The organism is Cupriavidus sp. C1SS-2L (assembly GCF_057073735.1).
On sequence record NZ_CP172709.1, the window covers coordinates 1352474 to 1373361 of the forward strand.

Annotated in this window: 20 protein-coding genes; 9 read left to right on the forward strand and 11 right to left on the reverse strand. The window is 65.8% G+C overall.

Going from position 1 to position 20888, the window contains the following annotated elements; genetic code table 11:
* Window positions 1-4: 4 nt before the first annotated feature.
* Window positions 5-1294, reverse strand: a complete 1290-nt coding sequence (locus tag ACIGJG_RS23905; RefSeq protein ID WP_011301114.1) for an MFS transporter — start codon at window positions 1292-1294, stop codon at window positions 5-7.
* A 222-nt stretch (window positions 1295-1516) separates the two neighbouring features.
* Here ACIGJG_RS23905 and ACIGJG_RS23910 point away from each other — a divergent pair, with 222 nt between their 5' ends.
* A complete protein-coding gene (locus tag ACIGJG_RS23910; protein ID WP_483674014.1) occupies window positions 1517-2734 on the forward strand; it encodes an NnrS family protein in 1218 nt (405 codons plus the stop codon).
* A gap of 63 nt (window positions 2735-2797) precedes the next feature.
* Here the strand turns inward: ACIGJG_RS23910 and ACIGJG_RS23915 are convergent, their stop codons facing one another.
* Window positions 2798-3979 (reverse strand): MFS transporter, encoded by a 1182-nt coding sequence (locus tag ACIGJG_RS23915; RefSeq protein ID WP_245001793.1) that lies wholly within the window; start codon window positions 3977-3979, stop codon window positions 2798-2800.
* A 156-nt stretch (window positions 3980-4135) separates the two neighbouring features.
* Here ACIGJG_RS23915 and ACIGJG_RS23920 point away from each other — a divergent pair, with 156 nt between their 5' ends.
* Window positions 4136-5050: a LysR family transcriptional regulator gene (locus ACIGJG_RS23920; RefSeq protein ID WP_140949456.1), complete on the forward strand. Its 915-nt coding sequence runs from the start codon at window positions 4136-4138 to the stop codon at window positions 5048-5050.
* Window positions 5051-5292: 242 nt separating this feature from the next.
* A complete protein-coding gene (locus ACIGJG_RS23925; RefSeq protein ID WP_258234489.1) occupies window positions 5293-5865 on the forward strand; it encodes a hypothetical protein in 573 nt (190 codons plus the stop codon).
* Window positions 5866-5924: 59 nt separating this feature from the next.
* On the opposite strand, the gene ACIGJG_RS23930 is transcribed toward ACIGJG_RS23925, so the two are convergent.
* Both ACIGJG_RS23930 and ACIGJG_RS23935 read right to left on the reverse strand, forming a co-directional pair.
* Complete coding sequence (locus ACIGJG_RS23930) at window positions 5925-6239, reverse strand: H-NS histone family protein (protein ID WP_220630084.1); 315 nt, start codon at window positions 6237-6239, stop codon at window positions 5925-5927.
* Window positions 6240-7359: 1120 nt separating this feature from the next.
* Window positions 7360-8742: an NCS2 family permease gene (locus tag ACIGJG_RS23935; protein WP_011301103.1), complete on the reverse strand. Its 1383-nt coding sequence runs from the start codon at window positions 8740-8742 to the stop codon at window positions 7360-7362.
* A gap of 439 nt (window positions 8743-9181) precedes the next feature.
* Here ACIGJG_RS23935 and ACIGJG_RS23940 point away from each other — a divergent pair, with 439 nt between their 5' ends.
* Window positions 9182-9385, forward strand: a complete 204-nt coding sequence (locus ACIGJG_RS23940) for a hypothetical protein (RefSeq protein ID WP_041680282.1) — start codon at window positions 9182-9184, stop codon at window positions 9383-9385.
* An 18-nt stretch (window positions 9386-9403) separates the two neighbouring features.
* Here ACIGJG_RS23940 and ACIGJG_RS23945 read toward each other — a convergent pair whose 3' ends face one another.
* On the reverse strand, window positions 9404-10027 hold the full coding sequence (locus ACIGJG_RS23945; RefSeq protein WP_483674015.1) for an N-acetyltransferase: 624 nt from the start codon (window positions 10025-10027) through the stop codon (window positions 9404-9406).
* Between the two features lie 581 nt (window positions 10028-10608).
* Between ACIGJG_RS23945 and ACIGJG_RS23950 the strand changes: the two genes are divergently transcribed.
* From ACIGJG_RS23950 to ACIGJG_RS23960, 3 genes are all read left to right on the forward strand, one after another.
* Complete coding sequence (locus tag ACIGJG_RS23950) at window positions 10609-11793, forward strand: glycosyl hydrolase (protein WP_483674016.1); 1185 nt, start codon at window positions 10609-10611, stop codon at window positions 11791-11793.
* A 17-nt stretch (window positions 11794-11810) separates the two neighbouring features.
* The gene (locus ACIGJG_RS23955) at window positions 11811-12071 is read left to right on the forward strand and encodes a MoaD/ThiS family protein (protein ID WP_011301100.1); all 261 of its coding nucleotides are present in this window, start codon (window positions 11811-11813) and stop codon (window positions 12069-12071) included.
* 218 nt (window positions 12072-12289) lie between these two features.
* Complete coding sequence (locus tag ACIGJG_RS23960; RefSeq protein WP_011301099.1) at window positions 12290-13246, forward strand: chemotaxis protein; 957 nt, start codon at window positions 12290-12292, stop codon at window positions 13244-13246.
* Between the two features lie 261 nt (window positions 13247-13507).
* Here ACIGJG_RS23960 and ACIGJG_RS23965 read toward each other — a convergent pair whose 3' ends face one another.
* Complete coding sequence (locus ACIGJG_RS23965) at window positions 13508-14161, reverse strand: peroxiredoxin (RefSeq protein ID WP_011301098.1); 654 nt, start codon at window positions 14159-14161, stop codon at window positions 13508-13510.
* Window positions 14162-14211: 50 nt separating this feature from the next.
* Complete coding sequence (locus tag ACIGJG_RS23970; RefSeq protein WP_483674037.1) at window positions 14212-14649, reverse strand: universal stress protein; 438 nt, start codon at window positions 14647-14649, stop codon at window positions 14212-14214.
* A 214-nt stretch (window positions 14650-14863) separates the two neighbouring features.
* On the opposite strand from ACIGJG_RS23970, the gene ACIGJG_RS23975 reads away from it, so the two are divergent.
* Window positions 14864-16522 carry a SulP family inorganic anion transporter gene (locus tag ACIGJG_RS23975; RefSeq protein WP_483674017.1) on the forward strand — a complete coding sequence of 553 codons (1659 nt, stop codon included), beginning with the start codon at window positions 14864-14866 and terminating at the stop codon, window positions 16520-16522.
* A gap of 9 nt (window positions 16523-16531) precedes the next feature.
* Here the strand turns inward: ACIGJG_RS23975 and ACIGJG_RS23980 are convergent, their stop codons facing one another.
* A complete protein-coding gene (locus ACIGJG_RS23980; protein ID WP_011301095.1) occupies window positions 16532-16735 on the reverse strand; it encodes a ribbon-helix-helix domain-containing protein in 204 nt (67 codons plus the stop codon).
* Between the two features lie 81 nt (window positions 16736-16816).
* Window positions 16817-18433, reverse strand: coding sequence for a phospholipase D family protein (locus ACIGJG_RS23985; protein ID WP_483674018.1), 1617 nt, complete (start codon window positions 18431-18433; stop codon window positions 16817-16819).
* A 118-nt stretch (window positions 18434-18551) separates the two neighbouring features.
* On the opposite strand from ACIGJG_RS23985, the gene ACIGJG_RS23990 reads away from it, so the two are divergent.
* Window positions 18552-18758, forward strand: a complete 207-nt coding sequence (locus tag ACIGJG_RS23990) for a DUF6494 family protein (RefSeq protein WP_220630085.1) — start codon at window positions 18552-18554, stop codon at window positions 18756-18758.
* A gap of 12 nt (window positions 18759-18770) precedes the next feature.
* On the opposite strand, the gene ACIGJG_RS23995 is transcribed toward ACIGJG_RS23990, so the two are convergent.
* Together ACIGJG_RS23995 and ACIGJG_RS24000 are read right to left on the reverse strand one after the other, a co-directional pair.
* The gene (locus tag ACIGJG_RS23995; RefSeq protein ID WP_011301092.1) at window positions 18771-19880 is read right to left on the reverse strand and encodes a dihydrolipoamide acetyltransferase family protein; all 1110 of its coding nucleotides are present in this window, start codon (window positions 19878-19880) and stop codon (window positions 18771-18773) included.
* A 27-nt stretch (window positions 19881-19907) separates the two neighbouring features.
* Entirely contained in the window at window positions 19908-20885 is a 978-nt protein-coding gene (locus ACIGJG_RS24000) for an alpha-ketoacid dehydrogenase subunit beta (protein ID WP_011301091.1), read from the reverse strand.
* Window positions 20886-20888: the final 3 nt, after the last annotated feature.

Genomic DNA, 20888 nt, shown 5'->3' on the forward strand with positions numbered 1-20888 from the left:
GGCGTCAGGCGGTCTGAGTCAGGCCGACTGCTTGCTCCTTGCGCCGGCGTTCGGCGCGTTGGCTGTAGTGCATCCAGACCAGGCTTACGCACACCGTGCCGTACATCAGCATGAAGCAGCTGCTGCGCACGCCGGTGAGGTCGGCCAGCGCGCCGAACAGGATCGGCAGCACGAAGCCGCCCAGCCCGCCTGCGAGCCCGACTACGCCGGAGACGGCGCCGATGTTGTGCGTGAAATCGTTCGAGATGAACTTGAAGACCGAGGCCTTGCCGATGGCGAACGCAATGCCGACCACGAACAGCAGGAAGGTGAACACCGCTGGCGTCAGCGCGATGCGGAAGCTCTGCGGGCCCGTGGTGGTGTGGATCACGAAGTCGGTTTGCGGGTAGCTCAGCAGGAAGAAGCCGACCCAGCTCACCCACATGACCCACCACGTGGTGCGGTGCGCGCCGTAGCGGTCGGAGATCCAGCCGCCGATCGCGCGCAGCACGCCGCCGGGCAGCGAGAAGCAGGCGGCCAGGAAGGCGGCCACCTTGATATCGAAGCCGTATTCGCCGATGTAGTACTTGGTCATCCACAGCGACAGGCCGACATAGCCGCCGAACACCACCGAGTAGTACTGCGAGTAGCGCCACACGCGCGGGTCGCGCATCACGGCAAGCTGCTCGCGCCAGCCGGCACTCGTCATCACCCGGTGGGCGGGATTGCTGCGCGACCCGAGCCAGAACACGATGGCCGTCACCAGCATCGCCACCGAATACACGCGCGGCACGATTTCCCAGGTGCCAGCGGCGAGGATCAGCGCGGGTGCGACAAACTTGGTCAGCGCGGCACCGGAGTTACCGGCACCGAAGATCCCCATCGCGAGCCCTTGGCGAGAACGCGGGAACCAGCGTGCCACGTAAGGCGTGCCGACGGAAAACGAACCGCCCGCCAGACCGACGAACAGGCCGAGCACCAGCAGTTGCCACAGCGTGTGCGCGTACGAGATCAGCCAGATCGGGATGACGGTAGCCAGCATCAGCACGAAGAACACGACACGGCCGCCGTAGCGGTCGGTCCACAGGCCTAGCGGCACGCGGATCAGCGAGCCGCTCAGCACGGGCGTAGCGGCGAGCAGGCCGAACTCGGTTTCATTGAGCCCGAGTTCCTTCTTGAGCGGGATGCCGAGGACGGCAAATAGCATCCAGACGGCAAAGCAGATGGTGAAGGCGAACGTGCTGGATGCCAGCGTCGTCCATGCCCCGGAAGGGACGGGCTCCGGCATGCGCGCCGCGCGTGTGGGGGTGGCCATGGCCATGCTCCTGTGTCAACTTTGACGGTGATGCCAGCGTAGGCACGACCGCTGCGGCTGACCATTCGCCGGGAGCACAAGCCGCCACGCCGCGGAACCTGCTGGTGGAGCTAGTTCCATCGGCGGAGGACGGCGGCCGCATCACGGTGATATCGTGATTGCAGCCCGCCTGGACACGGTATCAACCCGTGACACGGATCAAACTTCTCGCCAGCGCCCATCATGGAAACCATCCCGATCCTGCCCGCACGCGGTCCGCGCAAGTCGCCGGAGACGGGGCCGCCGCCGCGCGGCTTTGCGCTGTTCGCACTTGGCTTCCGGCCGTTCTACCTGGGCGGCGCGATCTTCGCGGCCATTGCCGTGGCGGTATGGGCTGCCGTGTTTGGCGGCGTGCTCGCAGCGCCGTCCGCCGCGCTGCCGCCGATGCTGTGGCATGCGCACGAGATGGTGTTTGGTTTTGCCGCGGCGATCGTCGTCGGCTTCCTGTTCACGGCAGGGCGCGCATGGACAGGGCAACCCACGCCGACCGGCGTGCTGCTGGCCTCCCTGTTCGTGCTCTGGCTGGGCGGACGCGGTGCGATGTGGTTTGGCACCGGCGCGCCAGCTTCATGGATCGACGCCGCGTTCCTGCCGCTGGCCGCGCTCGCATTCACGCGCACGCTGGTGCGCGGCGGCAATCGCCGCAACTATCCGCTGGCGTTTGCGCTGTGGCTGCTCGCGCTGGCCAATGTGGTGAGCCTCGGATTGCAGGCCAGCGGCCACACGAATGGCGCGTTGCGTGCGTGCCAGGCCGGAGTCGCCCTGATCACGCTGTTCGTGATCGTGATCGGCGGGCGCGTGATTCCGATGTTCACCACGAATGCGATCCCAGGCTTCCGTCTGCGTCAGTATCCGAAGGTGGATCGGCTTGTCGTGCCTGCGGCGGTGCTTGGGCAGCTGGCCGGCCTGGTTCCGCTGCCGGGTTGGCTGGCTGCGGCACTGTCCGTGCCCGCGGCGGTGGTGCTCGGCATCCGCGTGGCTGGCTGGCGTGGCTATGCGGTGGGTAACCGGCCGCTGCTGTGGTCGCTGCACCTTGCCTATGCGTGGCTGCCGCTGGCTTTCGTGCTGCAGGCGGCTGCGGCGCTCGGGCTCGTGATGGCAGGCATCGCTACGCATGCGTTCACGGTGGGCGTGCTGGGCGGCGCGATCATAGCGATGGTCACGCGCACGGCGCTCGGCCACACGGGGCGGATGCTGGCGGCCGGTGCAGCCGAGACCGCCGCGTACTGGCTGGTGGCCGCAGCCGCCGTGTTGCGGGTGATCGGGCCGCTGGCCTGGCCGGCCGGCTATCTGCATTGGATCTACGGCGCGGCGGTTTGCTGGGTGGCCGGTTTCGTGATCTATGCGGTCGTCTATGCCCCACGGCTGATGCGGCCGAGGATCGATGGGAAGGCCGGCTGACAGCGCACAGATTGCCGGTAACAGCGGGACAAGAAGCAGCGGATTCGTATCTGCCGTCGAGTCCTACCCCATCCCGGCCACCACGCCGACGCCAGTGCCGCCCCGTTCCCTCCTCACGCTCAGCCACGCCACCAGCAGCGCGGCCAGCGGTGCGAGTGCAGCGACCCACGGCAGCGCGCCCAGGCCCGGGCCGTGATCGACCACCGTGCCGCCCAGCCACGCGCCGATCCCGTTGCCGAGGTTGAAGGCCGCGATATTGAAGCTCGACGCGAGATTCTGGCCTGCGCCGCTGGCGTGGTGCAGCACACGAAGCTGCAACGGCGACACTGTGGCGAATGCGGCCACGCCAAGGATGCCGACAAAGATCGCGACGGCCGGCTGGCTGTGGACCGCGAAGGTCATGGCGGCCAGCACACCGGTGAGCGTCGCGAGCGAGCCCAGCAGCGCCGTGGTGGGCTGGCGGTCCGCGAAGCGTCCGCCCAGGATGTTGCCGAGGATCATGCCGCCGCCGAACAGCAGCAGGATCGGCGACACGGCACTTTCGCTGAAGCCCGCCACGCGCGTCAGCAGCGGCTGCACATAGGTGATCACGGCAAAGACACCGACCGACTGCAGCACGGTCATCAGCAGGCCTAGCAGTACCTGCGGACGTACGACGGTGGGGAGCTCCTCGCGCAGCGCAACCGGGGCGCTCTGGTCGCGGCTCTTGTCCACCAGCGCGGCAATCACCGCCAGCGACACCACGCCGATCAGCGTCATGGCCCAGAAGGTGGCGCGCCAGCCGAGATGCAGGCCGAGCCATGCGCCGGCGGGCATGCCTAGAAGCGTGGCCAGCGTGAGGCCAGAAAACATGACGGAGATCGCCGAAGCGCGGCGCTCGGCCGGCACCAGCCCGGTCGCCACGACGGCGCCGACGCCGAAGAAGGTGCCATGCGTGAGCGAGGTCAGCACGCGCGCGATCATCAGCGTGGTGTAGTCGGGCGCCAGCGCACAGGCCGCATTGCCGACGGTGTAGATGACCATCAGCGCGAGCAGCACGGCCTTGCGCGGCATGCGGCGGGTCAGCAGGGTGAGCACCGGCGCGCCCGCGAACACGCCGAGCGCATAGCCGGAAACCAGCATGCCGGCGGCGGCAATGCTGACGTGCAAGTCAGTGGCCACTTGCAGCAGCAGGCCCATGATGACGAATTCGGCGCAACCGATGCCGAAAGAGCCAGCGGTCAGCGCATAGAGCGCAATGGGCATGCGGTTGCTGCGTGGCGGGGAGGAGATTGGGTTCGACATGGTGGGGGCGGTTGTGGATCGCAGGGTGGGAGTGCGGGAAGACTGGAGTGTCAACCTTTTCATCTTCATTAAAAACAGGCAAGATGGATAATCAGTTTCAATAGAATATTGATAATCATGGACCGCATCGGCGATATCGGCTTGTTCCTCCGTGTGCTGGATCTCGGTTCGATCAGTGCCGCCGCGCGCAGCATGGATCTGTCCGTGGCGGTGGCTAGCCAGCGCCTGCAGCGGCTCGAACGCGATCTCGGCGTCCGACTGCTGCATCGCACGACGCGACGCCTGCACGCGACCCCGGAGGGCGCGATCCTGGCGGAGCAGGGCCGCGCGCTCGTCGAAGACCTCGATGCGCTGGGCAGCTCGCTGCGCCAGGCAGGTAGCGGCATCTCCGGTACCTTGCGGCTGACCACGTCGTCGTCGTTCGGGCGCCTGTATATTTCGCCGCTGCTGCCGGAATTCATGGCGATCCATCCCGGGCTGAAGCTCAGCTTCACCATGACCGACAACGTGCTGGACCTTGTCAGCGCCGGGTTCGACCTGGCGATCCGGATCGGCACGCTTGACGATTCGACGCTGGTTGCGCGCAAGCTGGCCAGCAACCGGCGGCTGTTGTGTGCCTCGCCGGAATACCTGAGCCGCCGGGGTACGCCGCGCACGCCGCAGGACCTTGCCAGCCATGATTGCCTGGTGCTGGTGGGCAGCCAGGGGCGGCAGGACGTCTGGCACATCGGCGATGGGGCGGGCGGTGAGATCGCCGTCCGGGTGCGCGGACCGATCGAGGCCAACTCTGGCGAGTTGCTGTCGGATGCCGCGCTGGCCGGTCTGGGAATCGCCCTGCATTCGACCTGGCACGTTTGCGCGGCGCTGCGCAAGGGACAACTGGTGCCGGTGCTGGCCGATTATCCGCTGGCGGAGTCGGGCATCTACGCGGTCATGCCGCAACGCCGGCTGGTGCCGCCGCGCGTTCGGGCCTTCGTGGATTTCCTGGCCGAACGCTTTGGCGAGAATCCGCCGTGGGAGCGTCTGGCCTGACGGGGCGCGCCCCAGTGCAACCGGTGCCTAAAAAATGGGCGGTCCGGTGCGTTGACGCACAGACACGGCGTTTGGCGGGTGACGGGCGAGGATATCCACAGATTCTGTGGATATCCTCGCGGTTTTTCAACATGGGTTTTCACTGTCGACGCGACGCCCGGCCTGAGGGTATGCTGAGCAGTCCGCCCCGGCCTGCCGCTGCCGTTCGGCGTCCCCGCCTGCATTCCCTTCCTTCCGATCCCATGCGAAACCAAGGGCTGACGGCAGTACCGATCCTGACGATGCTGGTTGCCGCTGTCATGGCGGCTGGTTGCGTGGCGCAGTATCGCGTGCCCTCGGGCGCGCCGGCGGCCAGCGTACGGTTGATGACGGATACCGACGACAACACCACCTTCACAGTGGTGGACCCGGCCAAATGCCCGGTACCGGCGCGCCCGCTGGTACTGGCCGGCACCGGCAAACAGCTTTCGGCAATCGGCAAGGACCGCGGACTCGACATGGCAGGGAGCTCGCCCGAGTCGCCGTCGCGCACGCGCGAGCGACAGGTCGAGGCCGGCCGACGGATCTATGTGGGGGTGAGTTCGATGGCCGCGCCACCCGCGCCCGAATTGCGTTGCGCGGCAGGCGTGTCGTTCGTGCCCGAGGCGGGCGCGCAATATGAAATCCGCTACAAGCGTGACGAGACGGCGAGCCAGTGCTCGGCACAGGTGCTGCGCCTGCAACCGTTGCCGTCAGGCGGTGCGCGGCCCATGGTCGAGCCGACGCAGCAAGGCTTTCGCGCGCTGAGGAAGGAATACGTCTGCCAGGCGTCCTGAGACTGCCGGGAAGCGCCGGCCCCTGACCCCAGGGGCGGCCGGCGGGGACGACGACTGAATTACGACTCGATCAGGAACCGTTCCGGGCGCTTGCCCAGCCATGCCGGGGCGCGGCCACGGCCGGACCACGTCTTGCCGGTCTTGGGATCCATGTACTTCGCCGGCAGCGGAGCGTGCTCTTTCTTGGTGGCGGTGTTCGAACCAGCCGGCCGGCCACGGCCGCGGCGCGGCGCGATGTCGTCCGGGGTCAGACCGTATTCGGACATCAGCGAGCGGATCTGGTCGATCACGCCGGCGACTTCAGTCGCCCTTACTTCATTAAGCTTGGCTTCGAGCGCTTCTTTTTCCGCAAGAAGTTGCTTGTATGTCGCCATTTATATTCCCCTTTTTCTGCAATAGGCCGCTGCATGGTACTGGAACTACATGCCGATTTGGCATTGTCATGCGGCGGTGGACACAAAAAAATTTTACAAAATATAACGCAGATTGCACGGGTCTATTGTTACAGAGTGTGGGATTGGGGGAAATAACGGGTGGAGGCGGGGGCAATAGCAATGCTGGTTGATGCTTTGGCAAAGGCTAAAGAAGTTCTTCGACGAATTGCAGGGAGTATTGTTCTTGGCATGCGCCGCTGTTTCGCCGGCGTAGCCGGCGACCTACTTTTGTCCGAGCGACAAAAGTAGGCAAAAGCGCGTTTTGGTTGCCCCAAAGGGGCGAATTTTTATCGTAGTGCGCCAGGGGTGTTGTACGGGTATGGGCTTCAGAGTTCTTCACGCTGCCTGCCGCGTGGGGCACCACCGTGGTCAGGAATAAAGCGCTGATTGAACGAGCCCTGCAAGCGCTGGTGGCCCCTGCTGCGAGCGATACCGTGTGATTGCCTTCGGCTGCGCTGCGCGTAGAGCCCTAGTCTGAGCACGCAGGCCCAGGGTACGCCACGCCTCGGTGACGATGCCCAGGCATGACATGCGCGAATTAAAGAGAGGAAATGGACCTCGGGCGCCAGCGACGTTGATGAGCTTGCCCCCAGACGAAGACGCGCGCGCAGCACAGCCGAAAGCGTTCCACCCCTGCCGCTATTGGAACGCTGTACCTATACGTGGTCGGGGCTTGTTCAAAATCCGGTTGGCGTCAGGCACCGCGCTGAAAACCTACGCGTAGCAGGGTCGAACGGCTGACCTCCGTGGCAGGCGTCCAAAGCCGTTTGAGCCACTGCCGCCGTGGAATTGATGGCCAGCGGCTACGACGCGCTTTTCTGCTTACTCTTTTGTCGCTAGGACAAAAGAGTAAGTCGCCGGCTACGCCGGCGAAACAGCAGCACTTGCCAGGAGCGATAACCCAGCCCCAACGAGAAGCCCGCGCCGGCTAGAAAAAAAGCCCCGGGAAAGCAGGAATCCCAGGGCATAAATCCACCGCTGTGGCGGCAGAGGAGACATCGTTGAATTCACTGCGGACAACCGCGCCAGAGGCAGCAGTTGTCCGATTGGCATATCGATTTCAGATCGCCCAGCCTCCGGCATAGAACGCAGCCAGTGCTACGGCAATCGCTACGGTGCCGACATTGAGCTTGCGCCATTCGCCCGCAACGATGCGGCCGACCACCAGCGTGCAGAAGCCGAGCATGATGCCGGTGACGATATTGCAAGTCAGCACGATAAATACCGCGCAGACCAGACCGGCGAGTGCATCGACGAGGTCGTCCATATGCAGGCGCGAGACGCTCGACAGCATCAGCAGGCCCACGTACATCAGCGCCGGTGCGGTGGCGTACGACGGCACCAGGCCGGCCAATGGCGAGAAGAACATCACTGCGAGGAACAGCAGGCCGACTACCACTGCGGTCAGGCCGGTCTTGGCGCCGGCGGCAACGCCGACGGTCGATTCGATGTAGGCCGCGGCCGGTGCGCCGCCGAAGATGGCGGAGAAGATCGAACTGACCGAGTCCGCCGTGAGCGCGCGTCCGCCGTTGCGGATGTGGCCATTGGCGTCGAGCTGGCCGGCCTGGCCCGCGACGGCGCGGATCGTGCCGGTGGCATCGAACACGGCAGTCATCACCAGCGCCAGCACGCTGGGCAGCACGGCGGCGGACAGTGCGCCGCGGATGTCCATGGCGCCGATCAGCGACTGGTGGCCCGGTGCGCTCAGCGACGGCAGCGCGAAGACGCCAGTGAACTTCACGGCGGGGTCGAAGATCAGGCCCAGCACCGAGATGGCGACGATCACCAGCAGGATGCCGCCCGGCACGCGCCGGCGCTCCAGGCCGAAGATGGCGGCCAGCCCCAGCACCGACATCACGACGGGGAACGCGGTGATCTTGCCCAGCGCCACGGGCAGGCCAGCGCCGCTGTTCTTGACCACGAGGCCGACATCATTGGACGCGATCAGCAGCAGGAACAGGCCGATGCCGATCCCCGCGCCGTGGGCCACGCCGGCTGGCAGGTTGCGCAGGATCCAGGAACGTACGCCGGTCACGGAGATCGCGGTGAAGACCACGCCCATCAGGAACACGGCGCCGAGTGCCACGGCCGGCGACAGCCCCTGCCCGAGCACCAGGCCAAAGGCCATGAACGCGGTCAGCGAAATGGCACAGCCGATCGCGATCGGCAGCTTGGCCCAGACCCCCATCAGCAGCGAGCCGAAGGCCGTGGTCAGGCACACCGCCACGAATACCGCGCTGGTGTCGAAGCCGGCCTTGCCGAGCATGCCCGGCACGACGAAGACGGCGTAGACCATGGCCATGAAGGTCGTCACGCCTGCCACGAGTTCCTGCCGCTGCGTGCTGCCGCGGGCGGTGATCTGGAAGTAGGCGTCGAGCTTGTTCTTGACTTCGGGGCGCGCGGAATCGACTTCCGTCACTGACGGATAGGGCTGTTCGATCATGATGATCTGTCTCCTTGCTGGGCGCTGCCACGGCTGGCGGGAAGGGGCCGCGAACAGGCTTTGTCTCACGTGGTTCTAGGTATCGGCCGTGGCGCTCGCGCCGCGGCCGGTTTTATCGGTGTGCCGGCTGTCTTTCGCCTTCTGGACGGGCGCGATCTGGGCAAGGCTGAAGGCTAGGTGACGCGCGGCGCGTCGTCATAACCCCGACAAAATGCGCGGTATGTCCGCAGCGGAATAGTGAATGTGATGACTTGCCGTCTCGCCAGCGGCCGGTGGCGCCGAGGCCATTCAGAGAGGGGTCGCCATTATCAGCCAGTTCGAATGGGGCCTATAGGTATTGACCCGTATGTCTTTGGGGCGACTTCGCTATACTAGGGATAACCCTCGGATCGAACGAAAAGTGCGGTCCTATGCGCTTATTTTCTATCAGGAATCTCTTATGCAAGTCCTTGCTGACACTCTCTATCGCCAGTCGCCGAGCCGCCGTCCCGCAGTCCCTGCAGACCCTTCCCGCAGTGTTGTCCCATACGCCCGCATGGGCAGCGGCAAGTCTCTGAGCGCCCGCGTGCGCGAGTATTTCGCGCGGGGCTGGGCGCTGCATGTGCAGAACGCGCGCGAGGCCGCGCCGATCACCTGGCTGTGAACGCGGCCCACTGCAGACTCAGTACATCCCCGTTGCTTCCTTGAAGCGTCCCAGCGTCCAGCCATGCCCGAGCAGCAACATGCGGGTATGCAGATCGTCCTTCACTACCGCGCTGACTTGCTCGCCCAGCGAGGTGAGGGTCTTGTAGCGCAGGTCGACATAGCCAAGCGCGTACCGCCGGCCGAGCGACTGCCATAGCGCATGAGCGCCCGCCGACTGCCGCGCGCCGCTGAGCAGGCATAGCCCGCCATCGAGCGCCCAGCGGTAGAGGCCTGACGCCAGGCCGAGGCGCTGGTAGGCCGGCGCAAACTTCGTGTGCGGCGATCGCACCCACGGGTCGGCGCGCCGGCCGACTTCAATCAGCCGGTTGAAAACCGTAAAGCCAGCCAGCTGGCGGCTGGCCACATCTTCCACATACACGAAAATCTCGCCATCGGCCTCGCGATAGCGCAGGCGCAGCCCGGGAAGGCCGCTTGGCATGTGAGGCATGTCATGCAGCCGGTCGCCCGGGCGGCGCATGCGGTCATGCAGCGCGCCGAGTTCGTGTTCCACTTCGGCAGTTTCGGGGCTGACATCGACGCGCAATTCCAACGCGCGTGCCAGTACCTGCGCCGGGTCGCGCAGTGCAAACGTCATGGTCATGGCGTGCTCCTCAGCTATTGAAGGCGACGTACAGAATGACGAGCGCCACCATGGCGCAAAGCGTGCGGCGATAGATGGATGGCATGGCTTTCTCCTGAATGCACGATGGTTCGCGGCTGCCAACGCGGCAGCCGCATGCAAAGTGCCGTGCGGGAAAGCTCAGGTCGGGACGGAGGTCCGCCGAGCTGTCCGCACGGCCAGGAAAAGCACGGCCAGGCAGGCCGGGATTACCGGCAGGCCGATGCGCGTGACCATCTCCGACGCGCACGCGGCCGCGCCATGCGTGGCATGGCGAAGCGAGGCGGTGGCGTGGAGCGACAGGGGCATCGGCAAGGTAGTGGGGGCATAGAGTCGGCTGGGCAATTTGCCGCCGACCAAAGACTCTTATGCCACATCGGGCACTGAATGTCCAACTATCAGGCTGAGATCTGCGTTCAACAGCGGCCAACGAACAGGATTCTCGATGGACTTCCCTAGTCAGACGGGTTGCATGCCGCCGCAATATTGCAATTGTGAACACTGTCTACATGGACTAGACTCGGTAGCACATGCCCCACGGCGGGGCAGTTCCGCAGGGAGCCATGATGACAGCTAGCACGGCACCGCAAACCGAACCCCACAAGACGTCAGCTCCGGAATCCGGCCCGGTCATGCTGCTGGTCGCCACGATCAAGGGCGCGTGGTTCCTGGCCAGTGACCCCGCGCGCCGCACCTGGGAACTGCGTGGGCCGGTATTCCTCGGGCACACCATCCACCACATCGTGCAGGATCCGCGGGAACCGGAGCGCATGCTGATGGCGGCGCGCACCGGCCATCTGGGACCGACGGTATTCCGTTCGGACGACGGCGGCGGCAATTGGACCGAGGCCACGCGCCCACCGGCGTTCAACAAGGCCCCCGAAGGTGAAACCGGCCGCGTGGTGGACCATGTCTTCTGGCTCACGCCCGGACATGCGTCCGAACCCGGCACGTGGTATGCCGGCACCTCTCCGCAAGGCTTGTTCCGCAGTACCGATCACGGTGCGAGCTGGGAGCCGGTGGCCGGCTTCAATGATCACCCGATGCGGCGCGCCTGGACCGGCGGCGAACAGGACGGCACGCCCGACGGCCCAAAGATGCATTCCATCCTTGTCGATCCGCGCGATCCGAAGCACCTCTACATCGGCATGTCGAGCGGCGGCGTATTCGAAAGCACCGATGCGGGTGCCGACTGGAAGCCGCTGAACCGCGGTTGCGCCGCGAATTTCCTGCCGGACCCCAACGTCGAATTCGGCCATGACCCGCACTGCGTGGTGCAGCATCCGGCTGCGCCTGACATCCTGTACCAGCAAAACCACTGCGGCATCTATCGCATGGACCGGCGCGAAGGGGTGTGGAAGCGCATCGGCGACGCCATGCCGCGCGAGGTTGGGGATATCGGCTTCCCGATCGTCGTGCATCAGCGCGATCCACGCACGGTATGGGTCTTCCCGATGGATGGCAGCGACGTCTGGCCCCGCGTGAGCCCCGGCGGCAAGCCCGCGGTCTATGTCACGCGCGACGCAGGCGAGTCGTGGCAGCGGCAGGATCGTGGCCTGCCCACCGATCAGGCCTGGCTCACCGTCAAGCGCCAGGCCATGACTGCCGACGCGCACGCGCCTGTGGGGGTGTATTTCGGCACCACCGGCGGCGAGATCTGGGCCAGTGCCGATGAAGGCGAACACTGGCAGTGCATTGCGAGCCACTTGCCGCACATCTACGCGGTCCAGTCGGCGCGGCCGGTCTGACGCTCAAGGGAGTCAGCATGCGCGTCCATATTGCCTCGCCGCTGCTTTCCTATACCGATCAGCAGTCGGTCGTGGAAGCCCATGGCAAGAGCATCGGCCAGTTGCTCGAGGACCTGGACCGGCAGTTTCCCGGCATGCGTTTCCGCATTGTCGATGAGCAGGACAAGCTGCGGCCGTATATCCGCGTCTTCGTCAATCGCGTGCAGTGGATGCGGCTCGACGCGCCGCTGCACGACGATGACGAGGTCCACATCCTGCAGGCACTCGCTGGCGGCTGATTCGCTGTATCGCGTATCGCGGGCATTCCGCCGCCATGATCCGGTGCAAAGTCGTTGCGTGAATCAGATCAATCCCCCTTAAGCCCTGCTTAAATCCCCGAGTCCGGTTGCCGATATCCAGACATCGAACGTCTGCTGTCCGCCTGCCGCCGGGCCGCAGACCGCACCTACCGCAGCGGCAAACTAATTAGCCATTCGGCACGCAAGGGGAGCATCACATGAGCAGTTCGATGAGGGACATCGACGAACGCACCAACCTGACCAACAACAACCAGTTCGAACTGCTGTTGTTCCGGCTGGGCGACGCCGAGCATACAGGCCAGTCCGAACTGTTCGGCATCAACGTCTTTAAGGTCCGCGAAATCCTGGTGATGCCGCCGGTCACCACCGTCGTCGGCGCGGATCCGTCGATCCTGGGCATGGCCGACATCCGCGGCCAGGTGATTCCGGTCATCGACCTGCCGCGCCTGGTTGGCTGCAAGCCAGCAAACGGCCTCGGCATCCTGCTGGTGACCGAATACGCGCGCTCGACGCAAGGGTTTGCGGTCGAGGCCGTCGAGGAAATCGTGCGCCTGGAATGGAACCAGGTCCATTCAGCCGAAGCCAGCGTGCGCACGGGCCACGTCACCAGCATCGCCAAGCTCGACGCCGGCACGGACAACGCGCGCCTGGTGCAGGTACTGGACGTCGAACAGATCCTGCGCGACGTGCTGCCGTCGCGCCAGCCGGACGTGGTTCCGGAAGCGGTTGGCCCCCAGCTCACCCTGCCGCCTGGCACCAAGGTGATCGCCGCCGACGATTCCGCGCTCGCGCGCGGGCTGATCGAGCAGAGCCTGAAGGCGCTGGGCGCGCCGGTGCTGATGACCAAGTCCGGCAAGGAAGCCTGGGATCTGCTCGACAGCATGGCCGCTGAAGCCGCCAGCAACGGCCGTTCGATCCACGACGAAGTGGCGCTGGTGCTGACCGACCTGGAAATGCCGGAGATGGATGGCTTCACGCTGACCCGCAAAATCAAGGCGGACAGCCGCCTCAAATCGCTGCCGGTCGTGATTCATTCATCTCTTTCCGGCGAGGCCAGTGAGGAACATGTGCGCAAGGTGGGCGCCAACGCCTATGTCGCCAAGTTCGTCGCGAAGGAACTTGCCGAGACGTTGCGCAGCGTGCTGGTGCACTGAACGCCGCCCGGCGTGGTCAACTTGTATCGCATGAGGCACAGAACAGCCCCGGACGCAACCATTTCCCCACGCCGTCCTGTTGCCTATAAATTAGGCACGCCAGTCTTTTCCAATGCCGGCGCGCCTTGTGCGGTTGTCAATAGGCCGGATATCCACTGTTCCTGTGGATAGTTTTCCCGGGGGCCCCGTCCGCCTCATACCTAAGTATGAGGCGACACCCGGAAACGCGGACCGGACGGGCGCTACCGCCCGCCATTCTCCTTACTTTGGCTGGGCCACCACCCGAAGGTAGGGCTTCAACGTCTTGAAGCCATTCGGGTATTTCTTCCGTGCGTCTTCGTCCGAAACCGACGTCGGGATGATCACGTCATCTCCCGGTTTCCAGTTGACCGGCGTCGCCACGGCATGCTTCGCGTTGAGCTGCAGCGAATCCAGCAGGCGCAGGACTTCGTCGAAATTGCGGCCGGCACTCATCGGATACGCCAGCATCGCCTTGATCTTCTTGTCCGGCCCGATCCAGAACACTGAGCGGATGGTCGCGTTATCCACGGCGGTGCGCGGGCCGCCGCTGGCTTCGGGGTGGATCATGTCATAGAGCTTGGCCACCTTCAGGTCGGCATCGCCGATCATCGGATAGTTGACCGCATGGCCCTGTGTTTCCTCGATGTCCTTGGCCCAGCGCGAGTGGTCGCCGACCGGATCGATGCTCAGGCCGATGATCTTGGTGTTGCGCTTGTCGAATTCGGGCTTGAGGCCAGCCATATAGCCGAGTTCGGTCGTGCAGACGGGCGTGAAGTCCTTCGGATGCGAAAACAGGATGGCCCAGCCGTCTCCGATCCATTCATGGAAATGGATCGTGCCTTGCGTGGTCTCGGCGGTGAAGTCAGGGGCTTCTTCGCCAATTCGAATCGCCATGATCGAACTCCTTGGTTGGGGGTGAAGACAAAGGGGCTAATGAAATGCCGCTAGTGAAACACCAGCACGGGAATCGTACTGTGCGTCAGGACCTTGTGCGTCTCGCTGCCGATCAGCATGGCCTGCAGGCCGCGCCGCCCGTGCGACGACATCACGATCAGGTCGCAGTCCCGCTGCTGCGCCGTCAGGACGATCGCCTGCCACGGGTGGTCGTCCGTGGCGGTGACGGTTTCGCATGGTACGCCTGCCTGGGTTGCCGCCCGGCTCAGGGCAAGCAGGAATTCCTCAGCGTGGCGCGCGGCCTCGGCGGCGAACGTTTCCCGCGACTCCTGCAGGCTGGTGAGCCGGTAGGTCATCAGGTGGTACTGGGGGATCACATGGAGGCCAGTGACCCGGGCACCGATGCGCTCGGCAAAGGTCATGGCCCGTGCAATCATAGCGTCGGCTCGGGGCGAGCCGTCCGTGGGAACCAGGAAGTGCCTGAACATCATGTCCTCCGCTTGCCAGAGTCCACGGGAAGCCGGCGCGCTGGCGCCTGGCGCATGCCCCGGTCCGCGCGGGCCACTCCAGTATAGGAACTGGCCGGTCGTGGCAACAGGATCGGAAGCGGGCCCGGACGCAAGCCGCATGGCAGTGATGATCATTAACACACTGTTATCATCCTATGTGCATATCGATCCCCGATGACAACGAGGTCGCACAATGATGGCGCTGCGCGAAGCCTGGCAGGCAGGACTGTTCCACCGCAAGAACTGGCTTCCCAACATCGTGGCCGGCGCCATCGTCGGCGTGGTGGCATTGCCGCTGGCCATGGCGTTTGCCATTGCGTCGGGCGCGAAGCCCGAGCAGGGGCTGTACACGGCGATCGTGGGGGGACTGCTGGTGTCGGCGTGCGGCGGCAGCCGCGTGCAGATCGCGGGGCCCACCGGCGCGTTCATTGTGATCCTTTCCGGCATTACCGCGAAGCACGGCATCGACGGCCTGCAGATCGCCACGCTGATGGCGGGGCTGATCCTGCTGGCCATGGGGCTGGCGCGGCTCGGCAGCGTGATCCGCTTTATTCCGGCGCCGGTCATCGTGGGTTTCACGGCCGGCATCGGCGTGATCATCTTCGTCGGCCAGTGGCGCGATTTCTTCGGCTTGCCGGCGGTCGCCGGCGAACATTTCCACGAGAAGCTCTGGCACCTGCTCCAGGTTTTCCCGCAACTGCACGTGGCGACGACGGCGATTGCCGTGCTGAGCCTGCTGCTGGTTGTCGGGGCGCCACGCGTGCACTGGCTGCGCCGCATCCCCGGGCCGCTGCTGGCGCTGGTGGCGGCCACCGCCATCCAGGCGGTGTTCCGCTTCGAGGGCGTGGCGACGATCGGCAGCGCCTTCGGCGGGCTGCCACGCGGCTTGCCGGGGCTGTCCCTGCCCGAGGTCACGCTCGCGCGCGTCATCGAGCTGGCCGGGCCAGCCTTCACCATCGCCATGCTCGGCGCGATCGAGTCGCTGCTGTCGGCCGTGGTTGCCGACGGCATGGCCGGCACGCGCCATGATTCGAACCAGGAACTGATGGGCCAGGGCCTGGCCAATGTCGTCGCGCCGCTGTTCGGTGGCTTTGCGGCGACCGGCGCCATTGCGCGTACCGCCACGAATATCCGCAACGGCGGCAACAGCCCGCTGGCCGGCATCACGCATGCGGTCACGCTGGTGCTGGTGGTGCTGTTCCTGGCGCCGCTGGCGGCCAACGTGCCACTGGCCGCGCTGGCCGCGATCCTGTTCGTGGTGGCCTACAACATGAGCGAGCTGCGCCATTTCGCGCGCATGGTCCGCCGCGCGCCGCGTGCCGACGTGGCGATCCTGCTGATCACGTTCAGCCTGACCGTGCTAACGGACCTGGTAGTGGCCGTCAATATCGGCGTGATCCTGGCCATGCTGCAGTTCCTGCGGCGCATGTCGGTGTCGGTCGAAGTGTCACGCCAGGACGCGCCCGATCTGGAGCACGAACTGTCGCGCGACGGCGGCACGCCGCCCGGTCTGCCGCCAGGCGTGCTGGTGTATGGCATCGACGGGCCATTCTTTTTCGGTGCCGTGGAGAATTTCGAGCGTGCGCTGATCCAGACGCATACCGATCCGCGCGTGCTGCTCATCCGCTTGCGCCGCGTGCCGTTCATGGACATGACTGGCTTGCAGACGCTGGATGAGGTAATCGGCAAGCTCCGCGAGCGCGGCGTCGCCGTGGTGCTGTGCGAGGCGAACGCGCGCGTGCGCCAGAAACTCATGCGCGCGGGGGTGCTGGCCGCGCTCGGTGAAGCCAACTACCAGGACACGCTGGCTGCGGCGGCCGAGCGCTGCGCGCAGCTTGCGCGCGAGCAGTGACAGCGCGGCTCAGGCCTTGTCGGCGGGCGCTTTCTTTTTGGCGGCGGCCTTTGCCTTGGTGGCGTAGTCCACACCGTGTTGCGCGAGGTATTCGCGGATCAGTTGCCGCACCACCTGCGATGGCGTCAGGTCCTGCGATGCGCACAGGGTCTCGAAAGCCTTCTTCTTGACCGGATCGATCAGTATGGTGAGGCGGGCGGTCTTGGATTCCATGGAGGTCAGCCGCGATGCGCGGCGGCAATCGGAAACGCATTATATACAGCGGCCCCGGCGGCTCCAGCGGCCCGCGGGCGCCTACAGTTCCTCTTCGATCGGCAACATCCGCAGCAGTCCCTGTCCGAGATGCTGCAGCGCGCCCATGTCCGGTTCGCTGTCATAGGTGCGCAGCAGGCCGTTCTCGCGTGTGACCCACACCAGATGCGAGCCACTACCGTCGGCGTCCGGCGCGAGCATGACTTTGTAGGCGACATCCAGCAGCGCCTGGTCCAGGTCCTTGCCGAGTGCCACGCACAGCGGCGCGCTGTCGACGACCACGCCCATTTCCGTATTGAGCCGGGCGGAGCGCGGGTCCAGGTTCAGCGATCCGACGAATAGCAGGCGCCGGTCCACCATATAGCTCTTGGCATGCAGGCTCGCGCGGCTCTTGCTGACCATGCTGCGGTGGCCCTGCTTGCCTTCGCGCGCCATCTCCGCATAGGCGGACGGCTTGAGTTCGTACAGTTCCACGCCCGCTTCGAGCAGGTCCTTGCGCCACGGCGAATAACCTGCGTGCACGGCGCTGACATCCGTCGCAGCGAAGGAGTTGGTCAGGATACGCACCGTCACGCCGCGCTGCGTCATCTGCGCAAACCATTCGACGGCCTTGCGGTTCGGCACGAAATAGGGCGATACCAGCGCCAGTTCCTGTTGCGCACTGCCAAGCAGCTTCACGAGCTTGGGAATCGCATGGCTGGAATCGTCTTCGGGCGGCAGCGTGACCTTCGCGGCCTTGTCGGCAATCACCGTGGCCTGGCCCCAGTACGCGGGCAGCTTGCCGCTTTCGAGCGCCTGCGCGAGCCCCGAGGACAGCAGGGTCTGCGAATACTCGCCGCCGCGCGCTTCGGCGACGTGCTTGTCGAGGTAGTCGCGCAAGGCCTGCAGCTGCGCCGCGGCGTCCTCGGGCGGCTTGACCAGCGCACTGACGGGGTAGGCGGCGGCGCCGTTCCAGTAGTCGTCGAACACCGCCGAGACCTCGGGCACCACGGGGCCCGCCAGCAGCAGGTCCAGATCGGTGAAATCCGAGCCCTTGTCGGCGGAGAAATACGCATCGCCGATATTGCGGCCGCCGACGATCGTGAGCTGGTTGTCGGCGGTCATTGACTTGTTGTGCATGCGGCGGTTCAGCCGGCTGTAGTCGAGCGCCATCGCGGCCATGCGCAGGCTGCGCGAGGCGAATGGGTTGAACAGCCGGACTTCGATGTTCGGGTGGTCATCGAGCGCCGACAGGATGCGGTCCTGTCCGGCCACGTGCAGGTCGTCGAGCAGCAGCCGCACGCGTACGCCGCGGTCTGCGGCGGCGATGACGTTGGCGAGCAGCGTCTTGCCGGTCAGGTCGCCGTCGTAGATGTAATACTGCACGTCCAGCGTGCGTTGCGCGGCCCTGGCCAGCGCGATGCGTGCCACTAGTGCGTCCGGGCCGCTGGCGAGCGGATAGAACCCGGACTGGCCCGGGTGCGCCGAGAGCATCGGCGCCATGGTGCGGGCCAGCAGCGTACTGGCCGTGTCCGCTGGCGTCACCGCGTAGGTGCCTACGCGCCCATCCTGCGGCGGCAGGCTCGCACAGCCGGCCAGCAGCAGCGCGGTGGCCAGCAGCACCGTGAGGCGGTGCTGCCAGCGATGCGTCAGTCGGGGGCGGTCCTGGACGGCGGGCATGGCATCTCCTGGGCGGCGGCCAGCCTCCTGTGTAGCGCGTTTTGCGAGCGCGCGCCAGTCCCGCGCCGGCCTGCACTACTATCAAGGCATACACGACGAAACCCGGCAGGAGACAGCCATGGATCAGGAAGCCTTCAATACGAGCATCCGCAAGTTCCTGAAGACCGTCGGCGTCGGCTCCCAGCGCGAGATCGAACAGGCCGTGGCGGCCGCGCTGGCCAGCGGCGACCTCGACGGGAACGAGATCCTGCCGGTCAAGATGACGCTCGAGCTCGGCAAGCTCAAGCTCAGCGCGACGTTCGACGGCGAGATCCGGCTGGCCTGAATTCGCCTGTCCCTATTCGGGCAGCGCCAGGTCGGCGATCACCGCGGCCAGGAAACGCGCGGCCTCGCCACCCGTGACCACGCGGTGGTCGAAGGTCAGGCTCAGCGGGATCACGCGGTGCACGGCCGGCACGCCATTGGCCGCGACGACTTCGTCGCGGATATGGCCGGCGCCGAGGATCGCCACCGTGGGCGGCACCACGATCGGCGCGGCATAGCGGCCCGCGATCATGCCGAAGTTGGACAGCGTGATGGTGTTGCCGCGCATTTCCTCGGGCGCGATCGTGCGCGCGCGGATATCGGCGCGCATGCGGTCCAGGCCGTGTCGCAGATCCGCGGCGTCGCGGTTGCCCACATTACGCAGCACGGGAACGAACAGGCCTTCGGGCAGGTCGGCGGCGATGCCGACGTCGATCTTCTGCATCACGTGCCGCTTGCCGGTCTGGCCCTCGTACCAGCCATTGAGCCCCGGCTCCGCACGGCAACCGGCCACGAGCGCGCGCACCAGCCGGATCGTCACGTCATGCGCGCCTTGCCACGCATGGATATCGGCATCGTCCATCACGGTCGCGGCGGCGACTTCGCTCTGGGCGCGCGCCATGTTCTGCGCCATCGCACGACGCACGCCGCGCAGCACTTCACCCGGGCCGGTTTCAGCCAGTGTTGATGCGACGCGTTCCACATCAGCAGCCGTGACGACACCGTCGGGCCCGGACGGGTTTGCCATCGCCAGGTCCACGCCGAGCCGCCTTGCCAGCGCGCGCACCGCCGGCGTGGCCTTGATGCCCGCGCCGGCCGCACCCCCGCTCAGCGGCGTGGCGGATTCTGCCACCACATGCGAGCCGACCTTGACCGCGCCTACTACGGTGCCCGCATCGGCATCGTTGCCCGCGCCTTCGAAGCTCGCGAGCGGCGCGCCAAGGTGGACGAGGTCGCCCGCCTGTGCAAACAGCTTGCCAATCGTGCCGGCATACGGCGAGGGGATTTCCACAATGGCCTTGGCCGTTTCGACCGACAGCAACGGCTGATCCGCGGCCACGGTGTCGCCGACCTTCACATGCCACGTCACGATCTCGGCTTCCTGCAGGCCTTCGCCCAGGTCGGGCAGCTTGAAGACTCTCATCGTTGCGTCCCCGTAAGACTATTGCCACTATGCCGACAGCGCCTTGCGCACGGCATCGACAATGCGCGCCACGCTCGGCAGATAGGTGTGTTCCAGCCGCGCAAGCGGCACCACGGTGTCGAAGCCCGTCACGCGCTGCACCGGCGCCGCAAGCGAGTACAGGCCCGCATCAGCCAGCCCCGCAGCGATCTCCGCGCCGAATCCCGCCGTGCGTGGTGCTTCGTGCACGATCACGCAGCGGCTCGTGCGCGCCACTGATTCGAGGATGGTCTGCATGTCGAGCGGCTTGAGCGTCGCCACGTCGATCACGGCAGCCGATATGCCTTCCTCGGCAAGCTGATCGGCTGCGGCCAGCGTTTCCTGCACCATTGCGCCCCAGCTCACCAGCGTGACGTCGCTGCCATCGCGCAACGTGAAACAGGCGTCGAGTGGCAATGCCGCGCCGTCGTCCGCGACTTCCTGCCGGAACAGCCGGTATAGCCGCGTCGGCTCCAGGAAGATCACCGGGTCGGGATCGTTGATCGCAGCGAGCAGCAGGCCATAGGCGCGTGCCGGCGATGACGGGATGACCACGCGGATGCCCGGCATGTGGGCAAACATCGCCTCCGGGCTTTCCGAGTGGTGCTCGGGCGCGTGGATGCCCGCGCCGAACGGCGAGCGCACCACCAGCGGACAGCTAAGCCGGTTGCGCGTACGGTGCCGCATGCGCCCGGCGTGGTTGATGATGTTGTCGATGGCCGGATAGATAAAGCCCGTGAACTGGATCTCCGCCACGGGCTTGAGCCCCATCGCCGCCATGCCGATCGCGGCGCCGACAATGCCGGCTTCGGCCAGCGGGGTGTCGAGCACGCGCTGCGGACCGAATCGTGCCTGCAGCCCTACCGTGGCGCGGAACACGCCGCCATTCACGCCGATGTCCTCGCCGAGCAGCATGACATCGGGGTCGTGCTCCAGCGCGTAGCCGAGCGCCTGGTTGACGGCCTCGACCAGAGTGATTTCAGCCATGGT

Coding starts and splice junctions, on each gene's coding strand:
- ACIGJG_RS23980 (WP_011301095.1), bottom strand. CDS start 16,735: ATGGAATCCAAGACCGCCCGCCTCACCATACTGATCGATCCGGTCAAG.
- ACIGJG_RS23950 (WP_483674016.1), top strand. CDS start 10,609: ATGATGACAGCTAGCACGGCACCGCAAACCGAACCCCACAAGACGTCA.
- ACIGJG_RS23915 (WP_245001793.1), bottom strand. CDS start 3,979: ATGCCCATTGCGCTCTATGCGCTGACCGCTGGCTCTTTCGGCATCGGT.
- ACIGJG_RS23920 (WP_140949456.1), top strand. CDS start 4,136: ATGGACCGCATCGGCGATATCGGCTTGTTCCTCCGTGTGCTGGATCTC.
- ACIGJG_RS23955 (WP_011301100.1), top strand. CDS start 11,811: ATGCGCGTCCATATTGCCTCGCCGCTGCTTTCCTATACCGATCAGCAG.
- ACIGJG_RS23965 (WP_011301098.1), bottom strand. CDS start 14,161: ATGGCGATTCGAATTGGCGAAGAAGCCCCTGACTTCACCGCCGAGACC.
- ACIGJG_RS23935 (WP_011301103.1), bottom strand. CDS start 8,742: ATGATCGAACAGCCCTATCCGTCAGTGACGGAAGTCGATTCCGCGCGC.
- ACIGJG_RS23925 (WP_258234489.1), top strand. CDS start 5,293: ATGCGAAACCAAGGGCTGACGGCAGTACCGATCCTGACGATGCTGGTT.
- ACIGJG_RS24000 (WP_011301091.1), bottom strand. CDS start 20,885: ATGGCTGAAATCACTCTGGTCGAGGCCGTCAACCAGGCGCTCGGCTAC.
- ACIGJG_RS23940 (WP_041680282.1), top strand. CDS start 9,182: ATGCAAGTCCTTGCTGACACTCTCTATCGCCAGTCGCCGAGCCGCCGT.
- ACIGJG_RS23975 (WP_483674017.1), top strand. CDS start 14,864: ATGATGGCGCTGCGCGAAGCCTGGCAGGCAGGACTGTTCCACCGCAAG.
- ACIGJG_RS23945 (WP_483674015.1), bottom strand. CDS start 10,027: ATGACCATGACGTTTGCACTGCGCGACCCGGCGCAGGTACTGGCACGC.
- ACIGJG_RS23985 (WP_483674018.1), bottom strand. CDS start 18,433: ATGCCCGCCGTCCAGGACCGCCCCCGACTGACGCATCGCTGGCAGCAC.
- ACIGJG_RS23905 (WP_011301114.1), bottom strand. CDS start 1,294: ATGGCCACCCCCACACGCGCGGCGCGCATGCCGGAGCCCGTCCCTTCC.
- ACIGJG_RS23990 (WP_220630085.1), top strand. CDS start 18,552: ATGGATCAGGAAGCCTTCAATACGAGCATCCGCAAGTTCCTGAAGACC.
- ACIGJG_RS23910 (WP_483674014.1), top strand. CDS start 1,517: ATGGAAACCATCCCGATCCTGCCCGCACGCGGTCCGCGCAAGTCGCCG.
- ACIGJG_RS23970 (WP_483674037.1), bottom strand. CDS start 14,649: ATGTTCAGGCACTTCCTGGTTCCCACGGACGGCTCGCCCCGAGCCGAC.
- ACIGJG_RS23930 (WP_220630084.1), bottom strand. CDS start 6,239: ATGGCGACATACAAGCAACTTCTTGCGGAAAAAGAAGCGCTCGAAGCC.
- ACIGJG_RS23995 (WP_011301092.1), bottom strand. CDS start 19,880: ATGAGAGTCTTCAAGCTGCCCGACCTGGGCGAAGGCCTGCAGGAAGCC.
- ACIGJG_RS23960 (WP_011301099.1), top strand. CDS start 12,290: ATGAGCAGTTCGATGAGGGACATCGACGAACGCACCAACCTGACCAAC.